The organism is Actinorectispora metalli, from assembly GCF_056323685.1.
This window is the reverse complement of the sequence record NZ_JBREYE010000002.1, coordinates 995,702-1,013,770: the sequence shown is the minus strand read 5'-3', so window position 1 is coordinate 1,013,770 and position 18,069 is coordinate 995,702. Positions and strand designations below refer to the sequence as shown.

The 18,069-nt window shown below is 70.1% G+C and carries 21 protein-coding genes and 1 pseudogene; 14 read left to right on the top strand and 8 right to left on the bottom strand.

Annotation, left to right across the window (positions count from 1 at the left end; translation table 11 throughout):
• The first annotated feature begins 47 nt into the window (after positions 1–47).
• The 4 genes from ACU6XJ_RS25025 to add are packed head-to-tail and all read left to right on the top strand — an operon-like array spanning position 48 to position 4,323.
• A complete protein-coding gene (locus tag ACU6XJ_RS25025) occupies positions 48–1,268 on the top strand; it encodes an MFS transporter (RefSeq protein WP_476316522.1) in 1,221 nt (406 codons plus the stop codon).
• Between the two features lie 44 nt (positions 1,269–1,312).
• Positions 1,313–2,143 carry an expansin EXLX1 family cellulose-binding protein gene (locus ACU6XJ_RS25020; RefSeq protein ID WP_476316519.1) on the top strand — a complete coding sequence of 277 codons (831 nt, stop codon included), beginning with the start codon at positions 1,313–1,315 and terminating at the stop codon, positions 2,141–2,143.
• 14 nt (positions 2,144–2,157) lie between these two features.
• Entirely contained in the window at positions 2,158–3,294 is a 1,137-nt protein-coding gene (locus ACU6XJ_RS25015) for a hypothetical protein (protein ID WP_476316516.1), read from the top strand.
• A gap of 42 nt (positions 3,295–3,336) precedes the next feature.
• On the top strand, positions 3,337–4,323 hold the full coding sequence (gene add, locus ACU6XJ_RS25010) for an adenosine deaminase (protein ID WP_476316513.1): 987 nt from the start codon (positions 3,337–3,339) through the stop codon (positions 4,321–4,323).
• Here the strand turns inward: add and ACU6XJ_RS25005 are convergent.
• A complete protein-coding gene (locus ACU6XJ_RS25005) occupies positions 4,320–5,099 on the bottom strand; it encodes a TetR/AcrR family transcriptional regulator (protein WP_476316510.1) in 780 nt (259 codons plus the stop codon). The genes add and ACU6XJ_RS25005 overlap by 4 nt on opposite strands.
• 68 nt (positions 5,100–5,167) lie before the next feature.
• On the opposite strand from ACU6XJ_RS25005, the gene ACU6XJ_RS25000 reads away from it, so the two are divergent.
• Entirely contained in the window at positions 5,168–5,476 is a 309-nt protein-coding gene (locus tag ACU6XJ_RS25000; protein WP_476316508.1) for an ArsR/SmtB family transcription factor, read from the top strand.
• A 10-nt stretch (positions 5,477–5,486) separates the two neighbouring features.
• Here ACU6XJ_RS25000 and ACU6XJ_RS24995 read toward each other — a convergent pair whose 3' ends face one another.
• On the bottom strand, positions 5,487–5,918 hold the full coding sequence (locus tag ACU6XJ_RS24995; RefSeq protein WP_476316505.1) for a DUF4440 domain-containing protein: 432 nt from the start codon (positions 5,916–5,918) through the stop codon (positions 5,487–5,489).
• A gap of 18 nt (positions 5,919–5,936) precedes the next feature.
• Positions 5,937–7,025, bottom strand: a complete 1,089-nt coding sequence (locus ACU6XJ_RS24990) for a winged helix DNA-binding domain-containing protein (RefSeq protein WP_476316502.1) — start codon at positions 7,023–7,025, stop codon at positions 5,937–5,939.
• A gap of 77 nt (positions 7,026–7,102) precedes the next feature.
• Here ACU6XJ_RS24990 and sigJ point away from each other — a divergent pair, with 77 nt between their 5' ends.
• Both sigJ and ACU6XJ_RS24980 read left to right on the top strand, forming a co-directional pair.
• The gene (gene sigJ, locus ACU6XJ_RS24985) at positions 7,103–8,002 is read left to right on the top strand and encodes an RNA polymerase sigma factor SigJ (protein WP_476316499.1); all 900 of its coding nucleotides are present in this window, start codon (positions 7,103–7,105) and stop codon (positions 8,000–8,002) included.
• A 13-nt stretch (positions 8,003–8,015) separates the two neighbouring features.
• Entirely contained in the window at positions 8,016–8,456 is a 441-nt protein-coding gene (locus ACU6XJ_RS24980) for a carboxymuconolactone decarboxylase family protein (RefSeq protein WP_476316496.1), read from the top strand.
• A 297-nt stretch (positions 8,457–8,753) separates the two neighbouring features.
• Here ACU6XJ_RS24980 and ACU6XJ_RS24975 read toward each other — a convergent pair whose 3' ends face one another.
• Complete coding sequence (locus ACU6XJ_RS24975; protein ID WP_476316493.1) at positions 8,754–10,127, bottom strand: KamA family radical SAM protein; 1,374 nt, start codon at positions 10,125–10,127, stop codon at positions 8,754–8,756.
• Between the two features lie 452 nt (positions 10,128–10,579).
• Between ACU6XJ_RS24975 and ACU6XJ_RS24970 the strand changes: the two are divergent.
• Positions 10,580–10,930 (top strand): annotated as a pseudogene (locus ACU6XJ_RS24970) (AMP-binding protein); the annotation flags it as partial.
• Positions 10,931–11,140: 210 nt separating this feature from the next.
• Positions 11,141–11,668, top strand: coding sequence for a hypothetical protein (locus ACU6XJ_RS24965; RefSeq protein WP_476316490.1), 528 nt, complete (start codon positions 11,141–11,143; stop codon positions 11,666–11,668).
• Between the two features lie 145 nt (positions 11,669–11,813).
• Here the strand turns inward: ACU6XJ_RS24965 and ACU6XJ_RS24960 are convergent, their stop codons facing one another.
• Together ACU6XJ_RS24960 and ACU6XJ_RS24955 are read right to left on the bottom strand one after the other, a co-directional pair.
• Positions 11,814–12,965 (bottom strand): MFS transporter, encoded by a 1,152-nt coding sequence (locus tag ACU6XJ_RS24960; protein WP_476316488.1) that lies wholly within the window; start codon positions 12,963–12,965, stop codon positions 11,814–11,816.
• Positions 12,946–13,854, bottom strand: a complete 909-nt coding sequence (locus ACU6XJ_RS24955; RefSeq protein WP_476316485.1) for a PAC2 family protein — start codon at positions 13,852–13,854, stop codon at positions 12,946–12,948. The genes ACU6XJ_RS24960 and ACU6XJ_RS24955 overlap by 20 nt, the downstream gene beginning before the upstream one ends.
• A 50-nt stretch (positions 13,855–13,904) precedes the next feature.
• Between ACU6XJ_RS24955 and ACU6XJ_RS24950 the strand changes: the two genes are divergently transcribed.
• A complete protein-coding gene (locus ACU6XJ_RS24950) occupies positions 13,905–14,222 on the top strand; it encodes a hypothetical protein (RefSeq protein ID WP_476316482.1) in 318 nt (105 codons plus the stop codon).
• Positions 14,223–14,284: 62 nt separating this feature from the next.
• Positions 14,285–14,938, top strand: coding sequence for an HAD family hydrolase (locus tag ACU6XJ_RS24945; protein ID WP_476318623.1), 654 nt, complete (start codon positions 14,285–14,287; stop codon positions 14,936–14,938).
• 204 nt (positions 14,939–15,142) lie between these two features.
• Here ACU6XJ_RS24945 and ACU6XJ_RS24940 read toward each other — a convergent pair whose 3' ends face one another.
• Positions 15,143–15,559 (bottom strand): DUF6578 domain-containing protein, encoded by a 417-nt coding sequence (locus ACU6XJ_RS24940; RefSeq protein WP_476316479.1) that lies wholly within the window; start codon positions 15,557–15,559, stop codon positions 15,143–15,145.
• A complete protein-coding gene (locus tag ACU6XJ_RS24935) occupies positions 15,556–16,041 on the bottom strand; it encodes a pyridoxamine 5'-phosphate oxidase family protein (protein WP_476316476.1) in 486 nt (161 codons plus the stop codon). The genes ACU6XJ_RS24940 and ACU6XJ_RS24935 overlap by 4 nt, the downstream gene beginning before the upstream one ends.
• Before the next feature lie 70 nt (positions 16,042–16,111).
• Between ACU6XJ_RS24935 and ACU6XJ_RS24930 the strand changes: the two genes are divergently transcribed.
• From ACU6XJ_RS24930 to ACU6XJ_RS24920, 3 genes are all read left to right on the top strand, one after another.
• Positions 16,112–16,375 (top strand): phosphoribosyl-ATP diphosphatase, encoded by a 264-nt coding sequence (locus ACU6XJ_RS24930; RefSeq protein ID WP_476316473.1) that lies wholly within the window; start codon positions 16,112–16,114, stop codon positions 16,373–16,375.
• A 13-nt stretch (positions 16,376–16,388) separates the two neighbouring features.
• Positions 16,389–17,237, top strand: coding sequence for an ATP phosphoribosyltransferase (gene hisG / locus ACU6XJ_RS24925; protein WP_476316470.1), 849 nt, complete (start codon positions 16,389–16,391; stop codon positions 17,235–17,237).
• A 316-nt stretch (positions 17,238–17,553) separates the two neighbouring features.
• A complete protein-coding gene (locus ACU6XJ_RS24920) occupies positions 17,554–18,057 on the top strand; it encodes a hypothetical protein (protein WP_476316467.1) in 504 nt (167 codons plus the stop codon).
• Positions 18,058–18,069 lie beyond the last annotated feature (12 nt).

The window sequence follows — 18,069 nt, the reverse complement described above, 5'->3', positions numbered from 1 at the left end:
TCACTTTATCGGAAGCCCGACAGGTGGGCCTGTTCGACGATCGGGGCATGCGCAATCGTCGGATCCTGTTGCTGTCCATCGGCCACGCCTGTGTGGACGTCTATCAAGGCGCGGTGCCCGCATTGGTGCCGTTCCTGGTGGCCGAGCGGCAGTACGACTACCTTCAGGTCGCCGGTATCGCCTTGGCCGCGACCCTGCTGTCCTCGGTCGTCCAACCCGTGTTCGGCGTTCTCACCGACCGCGGGTCCCACCGCTGGCTGGTACCACTCGCGATGATCACCGCCGGTCTCGGTGTCGCGGCCATCGGGTGGGCCGAGGCCTACCCGCTGGCGTGCGCGGCGGTCGCGGTGTCCGGCCTCGGCGTGGCGGCCTACCACCCGGAGGCGGCCCGGCTGGCGCGTGCGGCGTCGAGCGGTCCGGTGGGCATGAGCTGGTTTTCCCTGGGCGGCACCCTGGGTTTCGCGCTCGCCCCGGTTCTGGTCACACCCGTGCTCGCGATCGGTGGCCTGGCGGCCGCGCCGCTGCTGTTGCTGCCCGCGCTGATCGGCGCGGTGCTGACCGCGGTCGTCGCACCGGCCGGAACCGGCACGGCCGCGCGGTCCTCGGAGCCGGGTGTGGACGACTGGCCGCGGTTCCTGCGCCTCACCACCGTCGTGGTGCTTCGTTCCATCGTCTACATCGGACTCAGCACGTTCGTCGGGCTCTACGCCCAGCAGCGTGCGGGTGGCGGCCCGGCGACCGGGGGAGTGGCGTTGCTGTTGTTGTTCGCGGGAGGCGCGGTCGGCACCGTGCTGGGTGGGCGGCTGGCCTTGCGGTGGGGTCGTCTCCGCGCGCTGCGCTGGGCTTACGCTGCCGCGGTTCCCGCCGTGGCGGGCGTGGTGTTCGTGCCGGGGCCGTTGATGTATGCGTGCATCGCGGCGGCCGGGATCGCTCTCTATCTGCCGTTCTCGTTGCACATCACGCTCGGCCAGGACTATCTGCCCAACCGCGTCGGCACCGCGAGCGGGGTGACGCTGGGGCTGGCGGTGAGTGTCGGAGGTCTCACCGCTCCGGCAATCGGGGCAATGGCGGGTGCGACCTCACTCCGGTCGGCGCTGGCCACGCTGATCGCCGGGCCATTGCTCGCCGCCGTTATCGCCCGCCGTTTGCCCGAACCCGCTGCCACGGACTTCTCGCCGGGGGCTTGCCCCGACTGTCCCAAGACAGCAGAATCGTCCGCCGAGTGCTCAGTCGGGGGTCCGTGTTCGTCCGGCGATCGAAGAGGCTGATGGCACTTCCTGGGCGTTTTGGGTTACGCCGCATCGAATGGATCTTGTTCGGTCTGGTGGGCGGCGCGCTGCTGACCACCATGGTTGTGGTGTTGGCGCAGGCCACGACCTCACGAGCCTGCGCTACACCGGCAGACCTCCTCAGCGGCATCGCCCGCCAAGGCACGGCGACGGTGTACACGCTGCGCAGCGGCGGCGGCAACTGCTCCTATCACGCACCGCCCGCCGATGATCTCTACGCCGCGGTGTCCCCGCGGGAGTACGCCGACGCCGCGGCCTGCGGCGCCTACCTGGAGGTGAAAGGCCCGCGCGGCAGCGTGCGGGTGAAGGTGGTCGACCAGTGTCCCGAATGCGAGGTCGGGCGCGTCGATCTGAGCCGGGCGGCCTATGACCGCGTCGCCGACCCGGTGGGCGGCGTGGTCGCCGTCAACTATCGGGCGGTGCGCGACCCCCAGCTGCCGGGTCCGCTGTCGTTCACGATCCAGCAGGGCTCCTCCGCGCACTGGCTGGCGCTGATCCCGGACAACCACGGCAATCCGCTACGCAAGGTCGAGATGCGCACGGGCACCGCGTGGGTCTCGCTGCAGCACGCCGCCTACAACGCCTGGATCGCCCAGAGCGGCATCGGGAAGGGGCCTTTCGCGGTCCGGCTCACCGACACCGCGGGCAACGTCACCGAGGTGGCGGGGGTGTCCCTGGAACCGGGCCGGTTCCAGGAGACCGGCGTGTACATGTACGCCTCGGCCACCACCACGCGGCCGACCCCGACGACCAAGAGCAGCAAGCCACCGGTGCGGCCGACGACCTCGACGCTGTTGACCGTGCCCGCCGCGCCCGAGACCTCGACCGCGTCCGCGGCGGCACCGGGTTGCTGATTACGCTGTCCCAGGTGTCGATCACCGAGGACGTCCCCGTCTGCAACTATCCCGGCTGCGACCGCCCCGTCGTGCGCGGCGGCGGACCGGGTCGCCCATCGGAGTACTGCGACCTCGCCGACCACACCCGGTGGCGCGCCTGGCGCGAAAGACAGCGTCTCCAGCAGGGTGCGGTCACCCCGACAGCCAGCGTCACGGTGACGAAACTGTCCGGTCCCGTATCGGATGCCAGGCTTCGGGCCAACGACCTCGCCCAGCGTTTCCAGGTGCTGTCCGAGCAGTTGGGGCAGACCGTGACCTCGGCGCTGGCCGAGTTGCGCACCCTCGGTGATCTCAGCGCCGCCGAGGCCCAGATCCAGGCCGCGCAGGCGGAGGCGGCCACGCGTATCGCCGAGGCCGAGTCCGCGGTGGTGGCCGCCGACCAGCGTCGGACCGCAGCCGAGCAGGCCGCGGCCGAGGCGAGCGCCGCGGCCGACGATGCAGCCATCGCCGCGGACCGCGCGGAGACGGATGCCGCCGCGGCGTTCGCCGCCCGCGATGCCGCGGCGGCATCCGCGGCGCAGGCCCGCCGGGAGGCCGAGGAGGCGGTCACGGCTGCCCGCAATGAGGCGGAGGTCGCCGTCGCCGCGGCCCGCCGCGAGGCCTCCGCGCAGGTCGATCAGGCGCGTTCGGAGGCGGTGGCCGCCGCCGAGGCGGCACGGCGGGCCGCCGCGAAGGAGATCGAACAGGTCCGCCAAGACACCGGCGAGCAGGTCGCCGCCTTGCGAACCGAACGTGATGTCGCGGTGTCCCAGGCGGAACAGGCTTCACGGACGGCCGAGCAGACGGTGGCCGCGGCTCGCGAGGACCTTGCCGCGGTGCGGGCGGAGTTGGCCGCGGCTCGGGAGGAACGCAGGCAGGCTTTGGACGAGCTCGCGGCGCTGCGCCAGGCCGCCGCCGAGGAGGCCACCGCGCTGCGCGCCGAGTTGCGGGCCGCGCGCGAGCAGTCGGAGGCCGCGGTCGCGGAGGCGAAAGCCGCCGCCGCGGAACGCATCCAGGCCTTGGACGAGGCTCGGGCCCAGACGTTGGCCCGCGCGGAACGCGCCGAACGCCAACTCGACCAGCTGCTGACCCAGCGCGCCGACCCGCCCGCACCGGCGGACCCGGCCTGAAATCCGGTTCGGTCCGGACACCGTCTCGATTACCGTGGCGGCATGCGTGATCTTGCCCGGCTGCCCAAGGCGCACCTGCATGTGCACCTGGAGAGCACGGTGCGGTGGCAGACCCTGGCGGAGATCGCGGACGCCAACGGCATCCCGCCCGAGCAGCGGCCGCAGCCAGGCCCCGCGGTGTTCGGCGGGTTCCGGGCGTTCGGCGACTTCGGGTCGCTGATTCGGGGATGTCTGCGCAGGCCGGAGGACTTCACCCGCATCGCGGTGGAGTTCTGTGAGGACGAGGCCGCTCAGGGCGTCCGGTACGCCGAGGTCAGCTTCACCGCCGCCTCCCACGGCGAACGGCTGGGCGACCTGCACCTGCCGCTGGCGGCGGTGCTGGCCGGGTTGGCCGAGGGCGGGCGCCGGTTCGGTATCGACACCCGGGTGCTGCTCGACCACTCCCGCCGCCGCTCGGTCCGGCGCCTGGAGCGGACTGTCGAGCTTGCCGCGGGCCACGACCCGGTGATCGCCGTCGGGCTGGCCGGGGACGAGCGGTATCCGCTGTCGCCCTTCGCCGAGGTGCTGGACCGCGCGCGGGACGCGGGCCTGCACCTGGTGCACCACGCGGGGGAGACCTGCGGCGCCGACAGCATCGCCGAGGCCATCGGGATCGGCCGCGCCGAGCGGTTGGGCCACGGCATCCGGATTCTGGACGATCCGCGACTGGTGGCGCAGGTGCGGGAGCGGGGCATCCCGCTGGAGGTGTGCCCATCGTCCAATGTGGCCCTCGGGTTGGTGCCCTCGCCTGCCGAGCATCCGCTGCCGCGGCTGCGGGAGGCCGGGCTGGCGGTCACGATCAACGCAGACATCCCCGCGGTCATCGGCACCGGGCTGCTGGCGGAGTATCAGCGGGTGCGGGAGGTGTTCGGCTGCACCGACCACGAGCTGGCCGAGTTGGCCGCGGCCGGTGTCGACGCCTCGTTCGCCCCGGAGGACACCAAGCTCCTGCTGCGTCGGGAGATCCGGGCTTGGCTCGCCATGGACTAGGAAGCGTCCTCGGAGTGGGCCGGGCGGCCAGTGATGAGCACCCCGATGCCGTCGAGGATGCGCGCCAGCCCGAACTCGAAGGCGTGCCGCGGGTCGTAGGCCGAGCCTCGTGCCTCACCGACCGCGCTGCCGACGCGGGAGGCGGTGGGGTAGCGGGCTGGGTCCATGATCGTGGCCAGGTACGGCGCGTGCGCCTGCCACCACTGCTCATCGGTCATACCGGTGCGTTGTTCGGCCTGCGCGGACTCCACCGCGCCGCGCACGGCGCCGTGGACGAAGCCCAGGATCAGCGTCAGCACCGAGTCCATCTCGAGGTCGGTGAGCCCGATGCCGGACAGGGTCCGCAACTCGTTTTCGTACTTGGCCGTCACATGGGGACCCAGCACCGGCCTGCTCACCGCGACCTGTAACAGCCACGGATGCCGCAGATACAGCGCCCAGTTCTCGTGTGCGATCCGCTCCAGCCGCGCCCGCCACGGCAGTTGCTCCGAGGCGGGCGCGGGCAGTTCGCCGTAGACGGTGTCGAGCATGACGTCGAGCAGTTCGGACTTGCCGGGCACGTGGGTGTACAGCGACATCGTGCCCACCCCCAGGCGTTCGGCGACCCTGCGCATCGACAGTGCCCCGAGCCCTTCGGCGTCGGCGATGTCGATGCCCGCTCGCACGATGCGGTCCACGGTGAGTTCGGGTTTGCCGCGCCTGCTCGGCCGGTCGCCGGTGCGCCACAGGAGCGCGAGGCTGCGCGCGGGGTCACCGCTCCCGCTGTATTCCGCCATGATCAGACCCTACCGTATGCCGTACGGCAGCTTGACAGTGTAGATACCTGGATGGCTATATTTCCGGCATGGCAACTACGTTCGAGGTGCTGGCCGAACCGCGGCGGCGGGATATTCTCGACCTGCTGCGCACCGGGGAGCGCCCGGTGGGCGAGTTGGTCGAACGGTTGACGCTCACCCAGCCCGCGGTGTCCAAGCACCTCAAGGTGCTGCGCGAGGCGGGTCTGGTCGAGGTCCGCCAGGACGCCCAGCGCCGCTGGTACCGCCTGCGCCTGGAGCCCCTGGTGGAACTGGACGATTGGCTGGCCCCCTACCGCGAACTGTGGAACTCCCGCCTGGACGCCCTGGAACGGCATCTCGACACGATGCCCGACTGATCGCGTGGTGTCAGTCGTGTTGGATCGCGGTGCCGGGCGGTTCGATCCACGTCTCGTGCAGGTAGCGCCAGAGCAGGCCGTTGCGGGCCTTCGGGTCGCGGCGGAACACCACGGTGCTCTGCCTGCCGCTGCCGGTGGTCGGGGTGCGCTGCCATTCCTCGTAGCTCGCGACGATGATGTCGGCGGTGGCCTCGATGACCTGGACGTTGCGGATGGTGATGTCCAGGCCGGGCGCGGAGCCGTAGGTGGGGTGGAAGCTCTCGACGACCTGAGGCTTGGTCAGATATTGGCCGTCGGGTCCGCAGAGGGTGAAGTCCTCGGCCTGTTGGTCGGCGAACCTCGCGAAGTTGCCCGCCGAGGGGTCCAGCCCGCCGTCGAGCCAGCCTTGGATGACGCGGTGTAGCTCTTCGACCTCGGCCTCCGCCGCCTGCTGATCACTCACCTCTCTACTGTGACACGTTTACGGTTCGAAAATCACCGACGACACCGCACCCGGATCGGTCCAGCTCAGCAGGCGTTCACCCTCGGCGACCAGCTCGGCTTTGTCCTTCGTGGACAGTCGCCCGAACGGGCGGATCGTCAGCGACGCATCGTGGACCTGCCAGGTGCCCGCGAAGAACCCGTCGATGAGGATGGAGCCGCGGATCAGCCCGGCGGGGTTGAGCCGCCTGCGGTTGTCCTCGGAGATCACCCGGCTTCGGTCGGCATGGGAGAGCAACAGGTTGTCGAACTCGGGCAGAAACCGCGGCGGCGCGGGAGTCTCCGGGTCGGGTCGCGGCGCGTCGGGCAGGTCGAACAGCTCGCGGTCGTTCTCGTCGCGGAAGATCCGCAGCCGCGGCCGCAGCCGCTCGAACACCTCCCGCTGCCCGCGCACCCCCGACCAGGCCGTGAAGTCGGCGACCGTCGCGGGCCCGAACGCCGCGAGGTAGCGCAGCACGATCCGTTCGACGTCGGCCTCGGCATCCACGTCGCCGCCGAGCCAGGACTCCAGCGACTGCAGGGCCACCGGCCCGCTGGTCCGCCACAACCCGCGCGGCGGCACATGCATCACCGGCAGCAGATTGCGCACCGCGTAGGCCAGCGAGGCGGGGTCGCGGTCCGGCCACTGTGGACCGAGCAGGGTACGCAGCTGCGCGGCGGTGCGGGGCTGGGTCAGCAGCGCCCGCCCGGCGGCGAGCAGCGCCTCGGCGTCCAGGCCGGCAAGGCGCTGCTTGCCGTAGGTGATGTTGCCGAACACGTCGCGGTTCAGCCCCGGCTGCACGAACGGCCGCAGCGCCCGATAGTCGGCGGCGGTGACCAGGTGGATGGTGGCGCGCAAGAGCGTGCCGCGGACGACCTCCCGCCCGGTGAGCAACTCGCCCAACGCAGCGGGTGTGAAGCCTGCCAGCCGCGACCACAGCCCGACATAGGGCGAGGTCGCCACCTGCGCCTGCATGCCGACCAGGTGCTCGATCAGCTCGGCCGCGGAAAGCTCGGCGCGCCGCAGCAGCCACTGGCGGGCCAGCAGCGCCCGGTTCAGCGCCCGCGTAGTCAGGATCTCGCAGCTCACACCGCGAATTCTGACAGCACGCCCCGACACTCGTGCTGGAATGGGTTGACAGCACCGTGGACCTGGGGAGACAAGCCGTGACCACATCGCGCACGCTGCTGGACGCGCAGTGGGAGGAGCACCGCTCAGCCGTGTTCGGCGTGGCCTACCGGCTCCTCGGCAGCGTCGCCGACGCCGAGGACGTGGTGCAGGACGTGTGGCTGCGCGCCGCGCAGGCGGAGTTGGACGAGGTGCGGGACCTGCGGGCCTGGCTGGTGACGGTGGCCGCGCGCCGCTCCTACGACGTGCTGACCTCGGCCAGGGCCCGCCGCGAGTCCTATATCGGCCCGTGGCTGCCCGAACCGCTGCTGACCGGCCCGGACGCGGGCACCTCCGTGCTGGTGGACGACACGGTGACCACCGCGATGCTGGTGGTGCTGGAGCACCTCAACCCGGCCGAACGGGTGGCGTTCGTGTTGCGGCAGGCCTTCGAGGTGCCGTATGCCCAGCTTGCGGAGGTGCTCGGCAAGTCCGAGGCGGCGTGCAGACAGCTGGTGTCCCGCGCGCAGCGCACCGTCGGCCGCGCCCACACCGCGTCGGCGGCATCGCGGCGGGAGAAGGAGGCGCTGCTGGCGGCGTTCCGGACCGCGCACCGGGATGGCGACTACCAGGCGCTGATCACGCTGCTGCACCCCGATGTGGTGATCACCACCGATGGCGGCGGGGAGGTCAACGCGGCGCGGAAGCCGATCGTGGGCGCGGAACGGGCGGCGATGGTGCTGCTGCGGGTCGCTCGGATCTACGGCCCGTACCTGCTGGAGCCCGCCGAGGTCAACGGCGAGCCGGGGCATCTGCTGCTGGGCGAGGGTTCGCGACTTCAGGGTGTGGAGACCGTGGAGGTGCGTGACGGGCGGATCATCGCGATCCGCCGCCAGGTCAATCCGAAGAAGTTGTCACAGGCCGCTCTGCTGCGTCGTCTCCCTGGCGAGACCGACTGAAAGGGCAGCACGAATGACACAGCGACTCGACAACCCCAAGCTTCTCACCGGCGCGATCAACGCCTTCGTCGAGGCGAACAAGGAAGTGGCGCAGGGGCCGCTGGACTGGAAGGTCCAGGAACTGATCAAGATCCGCGCCTCGCAGCTCAACGGCTGCACGTTCTGCGTGGACATGCACGTCAAGGACGCCCGCCGCCGCGGCGACACCGAGGACCGCATGCACCACGTGGCGGTGTGGCGGGAGTCGACGTTGTTCACCGAGGGGGAGCGGGCGGTGCTGGCGTTCACCGAGGCCGCCACCCGCTTCGGCGACGACGGCGTGAGCGACGAGGTGTGGGCCGGGCTTGTGAAGCACTTCGACGAGACGGAGCTGGCCCACATCGTGATCCTGAACGCGGTGATCAACGCGTTCAACCGGATCAACGTCCCGCTCCGGGTGACCGTCCCGGCCTGAGCCGACCCCCGTCAGGCGCTGCTGCCGCATGGCGACCGCAGCGCGATCGGGCTTGTGCTTCGCGTGAACATCAGCGATCCGGCGTGTCGACCTCGGCGGGGAGTCCCGACGAACAGGCTCATCCGAGGGGCGGCCCAGCTACGGAATCACCCGACCGGCTGGTGTTGCGACGGCGGGCGATCGCCCTGAAACCGCACCATGACGCCCCAGGAGCGCACGATGTCGTCCTGGGGCGTCATCACGCGCTCCTGGGAGATCCGCGGTGTGTGGGCCGGGAGCGGGGGCGTTTGCGGGGAGTCAGGAGTGGTGGGTGGTCCACCACGTGCGTCCGGACGGGGGGAGGGTGGCGATGGGGTCGTAGTAGGTGTAGCGGCGGTCGAGGACGTCGGGGTCCTCGGTCTCGATGCTGGTGCGGTAGTTCTTGGTCCAGTACGAGATGCCGCGTTCGCGGTTGTATTCGCCGACCTGGTGTACCCAGCGTTTTCCGACGTAGGGGACGTCGCAGACGATGCGGGGGGTGGCGTAGCCGGGGAGGTAGCCCATGATCGCGTGTTGCAGGTCCTGCGCTTCCCAGAGGGCGACGCGCCAGTGTTCGGCGTTGGGGATCATGTCGCACATGTAGAAGTAGTAGGGCAGGATGTTCGCCTCGCCTTGGAGTGCGAAGCAGAGGTCGAGCAAGGCTTCGGGGGTGGCGTTGACGCCGCGCATGAGCACGCCCTGGTTGCGGACGTCGCGGATGCCGACCTCCAGCGCGGTGCGGGCGGCTTCGGCGACCAGCGGGGTGACGGACTGGGCGTGGTTGACGTGGGTGTGGATCGCCAGGTTCACGCCGCGGCGCTCCGCCAGGGTGGCCAGCCGCTGGAGGCCGTGCACGACCTGGGATTGCAGCCAGTGTTGGGGCAGCCCGGCGAGTGCCTTGCTGGCGAGGCGGATGTCGCGAATGTGGTCGATGTTCAGCAGCCGCGTGACGAAGGTTTCCAGTTGCGGCCACGGCACATTCGCCACGTCTCCGCCGGAGACCACCACATCGCGCACGCCGGGGGCCGCGCGCAGGTAGGCGATCATCGCGTCCTGGCGGTCGGCGGGTTTGAGGCGCAGGCGGTGCTTGTCGACCTGGGGGGTGGAGGTGCCGACGAGGTCCATGCGGGTGCAGTGCCCGCAGTACTGCGGGCAGGTCGAGATCAGTTCGGCGAGCACCTTGGTGGGGTAGCGGTGGGTCAGCCCCTCGACGACCCACATCTCGGCCTCGTGCAGTGAATCCCGCTCGGCGTGGGGGTGGCTCGGCCATTCCGGGTCGCGGTCGGACCGGACGGGCAGCATGTAGCGGCGGATCGGGTCGGCGTAGAACGCCTCGTCCGAGTCGACGGCCATGGTGTTGAGCATCTGGGGTGTCAGCAGCAGCGCCATCGTGGCTGTGTCCCGCTGGTCGGCCACGAGATCCTCGTAGAACGCCTCCCCGATCAGGTCACCGACCGCTGCCTTGAGCTGGCGGGGATTGCGCACGCAGTGCACCCGCTGCCACTGGGCGTCCCGCCACTCGGCCTCCGTGACACGACTCCAACCCGGAAGGCGCCGCCAATCGGGCTCCACCAACTCGCGTCTGCGGTATTCATAGGGCTGACCGGGCGCCTGCGGTGCGGCGGTCGACATAACAGAAGAAACCAAGCTCATTTGTTGTCGCTCCTCGCTGGCGGCGCCCCCAAAAAACATCCCGAACAGTACCGCAATTGACACATCGCGGCGTGATTCAAAATATCAACGATGTCGATCTGACTAAAGAAAATTACCTAAACTATGGGCGAAGAGTTCCACCTATACGTGGACGCGATACCGCACACGGCTCTCTACAATAGTAGGTATCGCCTAACGCGCCGGCAGAATCCAATGGCATGCCTGGGGGTGCTATCGCCCGCAGGGCGCCCGCCACCGCGGCAACGAGCCGCTGGGCCTGTGGCTTTCGGTGCGACCCGGAGACGGCAAATGACAATTCCGGTGGGCACGTCGTCACCACTTCGGAAAGCAGCGATGAGCTGTGTCTTCACGAGCTGTCGAATCGCAGGTGGACAAGCCCCGCATCAGTTCACTGTGGTCTGCGGTGACCGGGAACTGCCTTCGAGGAACACAACTGGCGTGCCAATCGATTGGCACGCCGCATCTCGCGGCTCGGTATCGGCCCCGGTGACTATGTGGCGTTATTCTGTCGACGCTGGGAGCTGCCGATCATCGCGATCCTGGCCTGCCGCAAGGCGGTCGCGGTTTGCATGCCCATCGATCGGAGCGACGCTGTTCTCGCAGTTCGATCTGGCCCCGTGGATCGGCGACGTCGCCGCGATCAACCTGCTCTACGACTCGGTGCTGGAGATTGGCGCTGTGGGGTCGTGCTCAACGCGGACCGCCGACTCGCACCGGCACAGGTCGGTTACGCCTGTCGGCGGCCAGGCCCAACGGCAACGTCCACTCGGGGCACACCGTAGGTCGCTGCCGATGCCCGACCCGATCGCCACCTACAAGACCGTCGGCCTCGGCATCCTGCGCCGCTGCGCACCGATCCCGGTACGTCGCCGCGGAAGGCAGCACGCGGGGTTGCCACGGAAAGACCGTCCACGAGGCAGCGGCTGCGTTTGCCCACGGCAGGCGGCGCCCGATGCGGGCGGTGGTGAGGCTCGGCCCGGCGGGGTCAGCGCGTGGTGGTGCTGGTGGGCGTCGGGGTGGAGGTGGTGGTGGGACGAGGAGGCGACGTCGTGGTCGGGGTCGTCGGCTCCGGAGTGGAGGTCGGGGGAGTCGGCTGGGTGGTGGGCGGCGTCGGACTCGGACTCGTGGTCGGGGGAGTGGTCGGATCCGTCGGCCGGGTCGTGGGCGGGGTGGGCTGCGAACTGGGCGGCGTCGTCGGGCTACCGCTGGGCCTGGTCGGCGGCCCCACGGTGGGCGGCAGCACGACGGTGGTGGACGACCACGGCAGCGTGACCTGCGTCGGCGGGGTGTTCAGCGGCTGTTCCGTGGTCAGCGGCAGCACGTGGCTGCTCGCGCCCGGGGTCGGCTGCTGGGTGTCGGAGATCAGCGGCGGCAGGCCCGCCACCCTGGTGCCCGCGGGAAACGGGGTAGCACCCGTTCGCGCAGGCGTGTGGTCTGGTGCGGCGACTATCGTGGCGATGGACGCGAAGGCCGTCGCCGTCAGCGCGGCGGCGCCCAGCAGCGGCACCATCCTCGCGTGATCGCCGTCCCGGTGCCGTCCGGATGATCGCTTGCCGCGCATCAGCTCACCTGCCTGTTCGGGATCGGGCGCCGACCTGCATCGAACGCCCACATCCGCCATGGGCTGCCACAATGGCGTAACCATACGAAAGAGTGAGGCTCGCGTCACTTATTCGTGTGGCGTGTGTCTGCGGGGATGATAGGGGAGACCGCGATCGCCAATGCCGCGGCGGTCAGGAACGCACCGAGCGGGTTGTATTCGTACAGCGGCACGAAGATCAGCGGGGACAGCGCGCCGCCGGTAAAACGCAGCGATTGCACCACCGACATCGATCCGCCGCGGTTGCCGGAAGCGGTCGACAGCACCAGCGTGGGCACGCTGACCGACACCGTCTGGTTCGCCAGGCCCGCCAACGCCCACAGCACCGCGACCCCGGAGGCGTACGGCATCACCCCGATCGAGGCCATCAGCACTGCCCCGACCAGGGCACCGACCCATACACAGCGTCGCGGCCCGAACCGGTCGACGGCATGTCCGATCAGGCGTGAACTGAGCATGCCCGCGATGCCGAACCCGACCAGCAGCGTCCCGCGTTCGGCCGCGCCCATGCCGAACGCATCGCCCAGCCGCAGCGCCACCAGGTAGGACACCCCGCCCAGGCAGCCCCAGCAGACCAGCACCACCAGCCCGGCGCGCAGCACGGTCGGGGTCAGCGCCTGCCGCAGCCTCGGCCGAGGCGCATCGGGCTTGTCGGGGGCGGCGGGCAGGCCCACCGCGCCGAGCAGCGCCGCGGCCACCGCGGAGCCGACGAATGCCCACTGCCAGGATGCCTCGGCCGCGAGCCCGCCGATCAGGGGGCTGGAGGTCTGCCCGGCGGCCTGCATGGCGCCGAACATGCCGATCGAGCGGCCCAGCCGCTCCCGGGGCACGCTTGCCGCGATCGCGGCCATCAGCAGCGGCGTGGTGAACGCGTTCGCCACGCCCTGCACGCCGCGAGCGGCCAGGAACAGGGTCCAGGAGTCGGCGAACACACACGCCAGCGACCCCAGCACGTACAGCGCGAACGCCAGCCGCACGGTGCGCCGCGCGCCCCAGCGTTCCCCGAACGTGCCGGAGACCAGCATGAACGCGGCGAAGGGCACCAGGTAGGCGGTCAGCGAGGTCGCGGCGTCGCCTGCGGAGATGCCGAAGGCACCACCCAGTTCGGGCAGCATGCTGGCGACCATGCCGCCGCCGAACGGCCCGAGGAATCCGCCCGCGTACAGCGCGGCCAGCCGTAGCCTGCCCGCCCCGTGCTCAGTAGTTGCCTGGGCCACGCCCTGGTCCCCCGTGGCCGCGCCGCCGCAGGTACCGCTCGAACTCCGCGGCGATGGCGTCGCCGCTGGCCTCGGTCAGCTGGATGTTGGAGTCGCCGCGTTCCTCCAGCGACCGCACGTACTCGCTGACCTCTTCGTCCTGGTCGGCCATCTCGCTGACGGTGCGTTCCCACTCCTCGGCCTGCTCGGGCAGCGCGCCCAGCGGCACCTCGAGGTCGAGTACGTCCTCGACCTTGTGCAGCAGCGCCAGGGTGGCTTTCGGGGCGGGCGGCTGGGAGACATAGTGCGGCACGGCAGCCCAGAACGAGATCGCCGGGATACCCGCCTTCACACAGGAGTCCTGGAACACCCCGACGATCCCGGTCGGCCCCTCGTAGCGGGAGCGTTCCAGGCCGAACCGGGCTGCCGACTCGGCGTCGTAGGAGGTACCGGTCACCGGCACCGGCCGGGTGTGCGGGGTGTCGGCGAGCAGCGCGCCGAGGGTGATGACGGTGGTGATGCCCAGCTGATCGACGTAGGACAGCAGTTCGGCGCAGAACGCCCGCCACCGCATGTTCGGCTCGATGCCGTGCACGAGGACCAGGTCGTTCTCCGAACCGGGAGGGCGGCACACCGACAGGCGGGTGGTGGGCCATTCGATGCGGCGGGTGATGCCTTCGATCATCCGCACGGTCGGGCGGGAGACCTGGAAGTCGTAGTAGTCGTCGGGGTCGATCTCGGCCAGGGGAGTGGCATCCCAGCTCAACTGGAGATGTTCCACCGCGGTACTCGCCGCGTCGCCGGCGTCGTTCCAGCCTTCGAACGCCGCTATCAACACCGGATCCTTGAGCGTGGGCAGCTCGACGGAATCGGTGTCGTCCGGTTCGCGGTGCAGGTCGGGATCGGTCACTGCGCAAGCCTACGACCAAACGGGCAGGAGCGAGTCCGTAGGCTGTAGGCATGTCGGAACGCTCGACTCCGCCGCTGCTGAACGCCCTGGAAGCGCGTGTCGTGGCCGCCGACGGCGCCGCGCGCTCGACGTTCCGGTCGTTTCCACCCGGCCTGCCCGATTTCACCGGGCAGGCGGACCGCGACGAGATCTTGACCGTCACCCGCCCGGAGGCCGTGCGCCGCGGCTGTCCGGAGGCGAGCACGGACACGATGGAGGCCTGCCTGTGCGGTCGCGCCCCGGCGAACCTGTCCGAATGTGACATCCCCGAGCAGTCCACCGACGCGTTCCCCGCCTGCCACCCCGAGGCGAAGTACTTCGACATCTAGGAGCAACTGTGACCCGACCGTCCAGCCAGGACGGCCGTTTCCCGGCAGCGGTGCTGTGGGACATGGACGGCACGCTGATCGATTCCGAGAAGATCTGGGACATCCCGCTGGGTGAGCTCACGGAGCGTCTCGGCGGCCGGTTATCCGCCGCCACCAGGGCCGCCATGGTCGGCTCGAACAATGTGACGACGATCCGCATGCTCTTCGACGAGGTCGGCCTGCCCCACGACCCGGCACGCATGGCCGAGGCGATGTCGTGGTTGATGGAGCGCACCGCCGAGCTGTTCCGGGCCGGGCTGCCCTGGCGTCCCGGCGCCCAGGAGGCGTTGCGCGCCGTCCAGTCCTCGGGCCTGCCGATGGCGCTGGTGACCTCCACCGAGCGCAGGCTCACGGAGATCTGCCTGGACACCATCGGCCGCGAGTTCTTCACCGCCACGGTCTGCGGCGACGAGGTCGACGGCAACCACAAGCCCCTGCCCGACCCCTACCTCAGGGCCGCGACGTTGCTGGGCGTGTCCACCGTCGACTGCGTGGCCATCGAGGACTCGCCGACCGGCGTGGCCTCCGCCGTCGCGGCGGGCTGCACGGTGCTGGTGGTCCCGTGCGAGGTCCCGGTCCCCTCGGGTGAGCGCCGCATCTTCCGCGAATCCCTGGTCGGCGTGGACGCCGACCTGCTGGCCGACCTCGCAGGCCACCACCCCGCAGCCGGCGCCTGACGGTTCAGCGCGAACCCGTGACCTCGCGGCTCGCCTGCGCGATCACCACGAGCACGGTGGCCGGGCGGGTGCAGCCGCTCGGCGCGGGTTGCACTGGTCCCCCGAAGACGTTTCGAGTGTCGACCGCGCCCCACGCGGATTCATCACCCGATGATCCACGACCGGGATGTCGACGGGCTGATGGCGGCCGGTTCGGTGACCGACTCAAGTCGCCTGCGCCCCGGGCGGTCGGGCCGGGTCCTCGTCGGGGAGTCGCAGGTCGATCAGGTATCCGACGAAGTGGAGGTCCTCGGTTTCCGACACCCACCCGTCGGCCAGACACATAGCCCGCACCACCGCCGTCCCGGGTTTCGGGTACAGACCGCCCGGGCGCGGTTCGTAGCGGCACAGAACGGCGTCGATCCACGTCACCACACCGGTGGTGATCGGCAGGTCCGCCGCCTCGCCGTGGTGGTCCTCGGCGTGGGTGACCGTCGCGGCGTTCTCGGCGCCGAGCACCGCGGTCAGGTAGTCGAGGCCGGGCGCGGTGAGGGTCCAGCCGATCGGCGTGCCGACCTCGACGCGCTGCCCGCAGCATTGCTGCTGCCAGGAGTCGATCCAGACCCTCAGGCGCGTGCTCACTGTTGCCAGGTGAGGATCTCGCCGCCCTTGCCCTGCATCAGGGAACCGGGGAACACCCGCAACCGCCACGGGCGCAGGCGCAGCGCCGTGAACGCCTCCGCGGTGGGGCTGTCCCAGCCGGGCACGCCGATACCGCCCGGGTCGTAGCCCAGCGGCTCCGGGGTGGACTTGTAGAGGTTCCACAACCGGGTGCGGACCTCGTCGTCGTAGACCAGTTCGGCCTCGCATTCGGCGACGGCGCTGTCGTGCTCCGGCGACCAGTAGCTCATCGAGGCATGCGGGTGCAGCCCGAAGTGCGCGCGTTTGACCGGGGTGGCGATGGTGCCGACCCAGCCGGTGAGCGCACCGTCGTCCCATTCCCAGATCGGGTGCACGACGCGAGAGCGCGGCCGCCCGGACTTGTCGACGGTCGCCATCGTGCACCAGACGATGCGGTGCGCCATGTCGATGAAGCCCTCGGCCGTCGTGGCCAGGTCTGCCATGAGTCCCCCCGGAGTGATCGTGACTACCTCATTGTGGCAGCGACGCACCTACCTGGCAGGATCGGGACCTGTGAAAACGTTCGACGGACTGTTCGCCGAGCTTGCCGAGCGCGCCCAGACCCGACCGGAAGGTTCGGGGACGGTCGCCGCGCTGGACGCGGGCGTACACGCGCAAGGCAAGAAGGTGCTCGAAGAGGCAGGCGAGGTCTGGATCGCCGCGGAGCACGAGTCCGACGAGCGGCTCGCCGAGGAGATCTCCCAGCTGCTCTACCGCGTCCAGGTGCTGATGCTCGGTCGCGGCCTGAAGCTGGACGACGTCTACCGCTACCTGTAGGTCAGGAGAAACCATGCTGCGCGTTGCCGTGCCGAACAAGGGCGCATTGGCGGAGGCCGCCTCCGAGATGCTCGCCGAGGCGGGCTACCGGCAACGCCATGAGAGCCGCGACCTGACCGTCATCGACAACGTCAACGAGGTGGAGTTCTTCTTCCTGCGCCCCAAGGACATCGCGATCTATGTGGGCTCGGGGGAGCTGGATTTGGGCATCACCGGCCGCGATCTGGCGGCCGAGTCCGGCGCGGAGGTCGGTGAACGGCTCGCCTTGGGCTTCGGCGGCTCCACGTTCCGCTTCGCCGGACCCGCGGGTCGCGAGTGGACGCTGGAGGATTTGGCGGGCAAGCGCATCGCCACCGCCTACCCGCGCCTGGTGCGCACCCACCTGGCCGAACACGGCGGTCTGGAGGCCACGGTGATCAGGCTGGACGGGGCGGTGGAGATCTCCATCCAACTCGGCGTCGCGGACCTGATCGCCGACGTGGTCGGTTCCGGCCGAACGCTGCGCCAGCATGGCCTGGTGGCCTTCGGCGAGCCGATCTGCGTGTCGGAGGCCATCCTCATCGAGGGCAAGGGCTCGGCGGACACCCCGGAGAAGGCGCAGTTGGCGGGCCGGTTGCAGGGTGTGGCGTTCGCCCAGCAGTACCTGATGCTGGACTACGACTGCCCCCGCGAACTGCTGGAGCGGGCCATCGCGTTGACCCCCGGCCATCAGTCGCCCACGGTGGCGCCGCTGGCCCACGAGAACTGGGTCGCGGTGCGCGCGATGGTGCCCCGCAAGGAGGCGAACCTGATCATGGACCGCCTCGCGGCGATCGGCGCCAAGGCCGTGTTGGCCTCCGACATCCGCTCCTGCCGCCTCTGAACCCAAGAGCCGACCTGTGCGGGGCCACCGACGTGCCGATGACCCCGCACAAGCTTGAACCGCGCTAGTGCCGTTCGGCTGCGATCAGCGGTGGTTTCGGCTTCGGTCCACCCGAAGGAAGGCATACCGTTCGGCGCTCGGGTCGTCGGTGCAACGGACGCGTCGTTTCCGGTTGTGCCGTCGCACGACCGGCCTCGCGCATAGGCGTTTCCGCCTCAGGCGGTAGCAGACTCATCCGCGAGAGCGAGGCGGCACCGCGTCCTCTGAAGGGATCTTCGGGATAGACGACTCAGCCCGAGTTTCTCAAGGAGATCCGATGAGATCAGCATTTCGCAGCATGGCGGCCGCGGGGGTGGCCGCCGCGGCCCTCGCGGTGATCGGCGTCCCCGCCGCCCAGGCCGAAACGGCACCCGCGCGCCACTCGGCGGTGATCGGCGCGGCCCGCCTCGACTACATCACCCAGGAAGACGACGTACGCCTCAGGATGAACGCTCATTCCGTCTCGACCCCGGGGACATCCCGCGCGTGGGGAACCGTCCGGATCTCCCACTACTTCGCCGTACCGGACATCGCGGTCTGGGCCGAGGCGACCGTCGACTGCGTCAAGGTCACCGGCCGATCCGCTGTCGTCTCCGCGATCATCCACGACACCCACCCCGAACTGGCCGACTGGCGCGGCAAACGCGTTGGCATCAGCATCGGCGGCACACCCACCCAGTTCGGTACCACCGGCCCGGTCGCGCAGGAAGAACTGCCTCCGTGCTCGGCCCCCGCGCCGATGATGGGCCTGCGTTCAGGCGGCTTCCACATCAGCGGCTGACCTGCCCGCAGA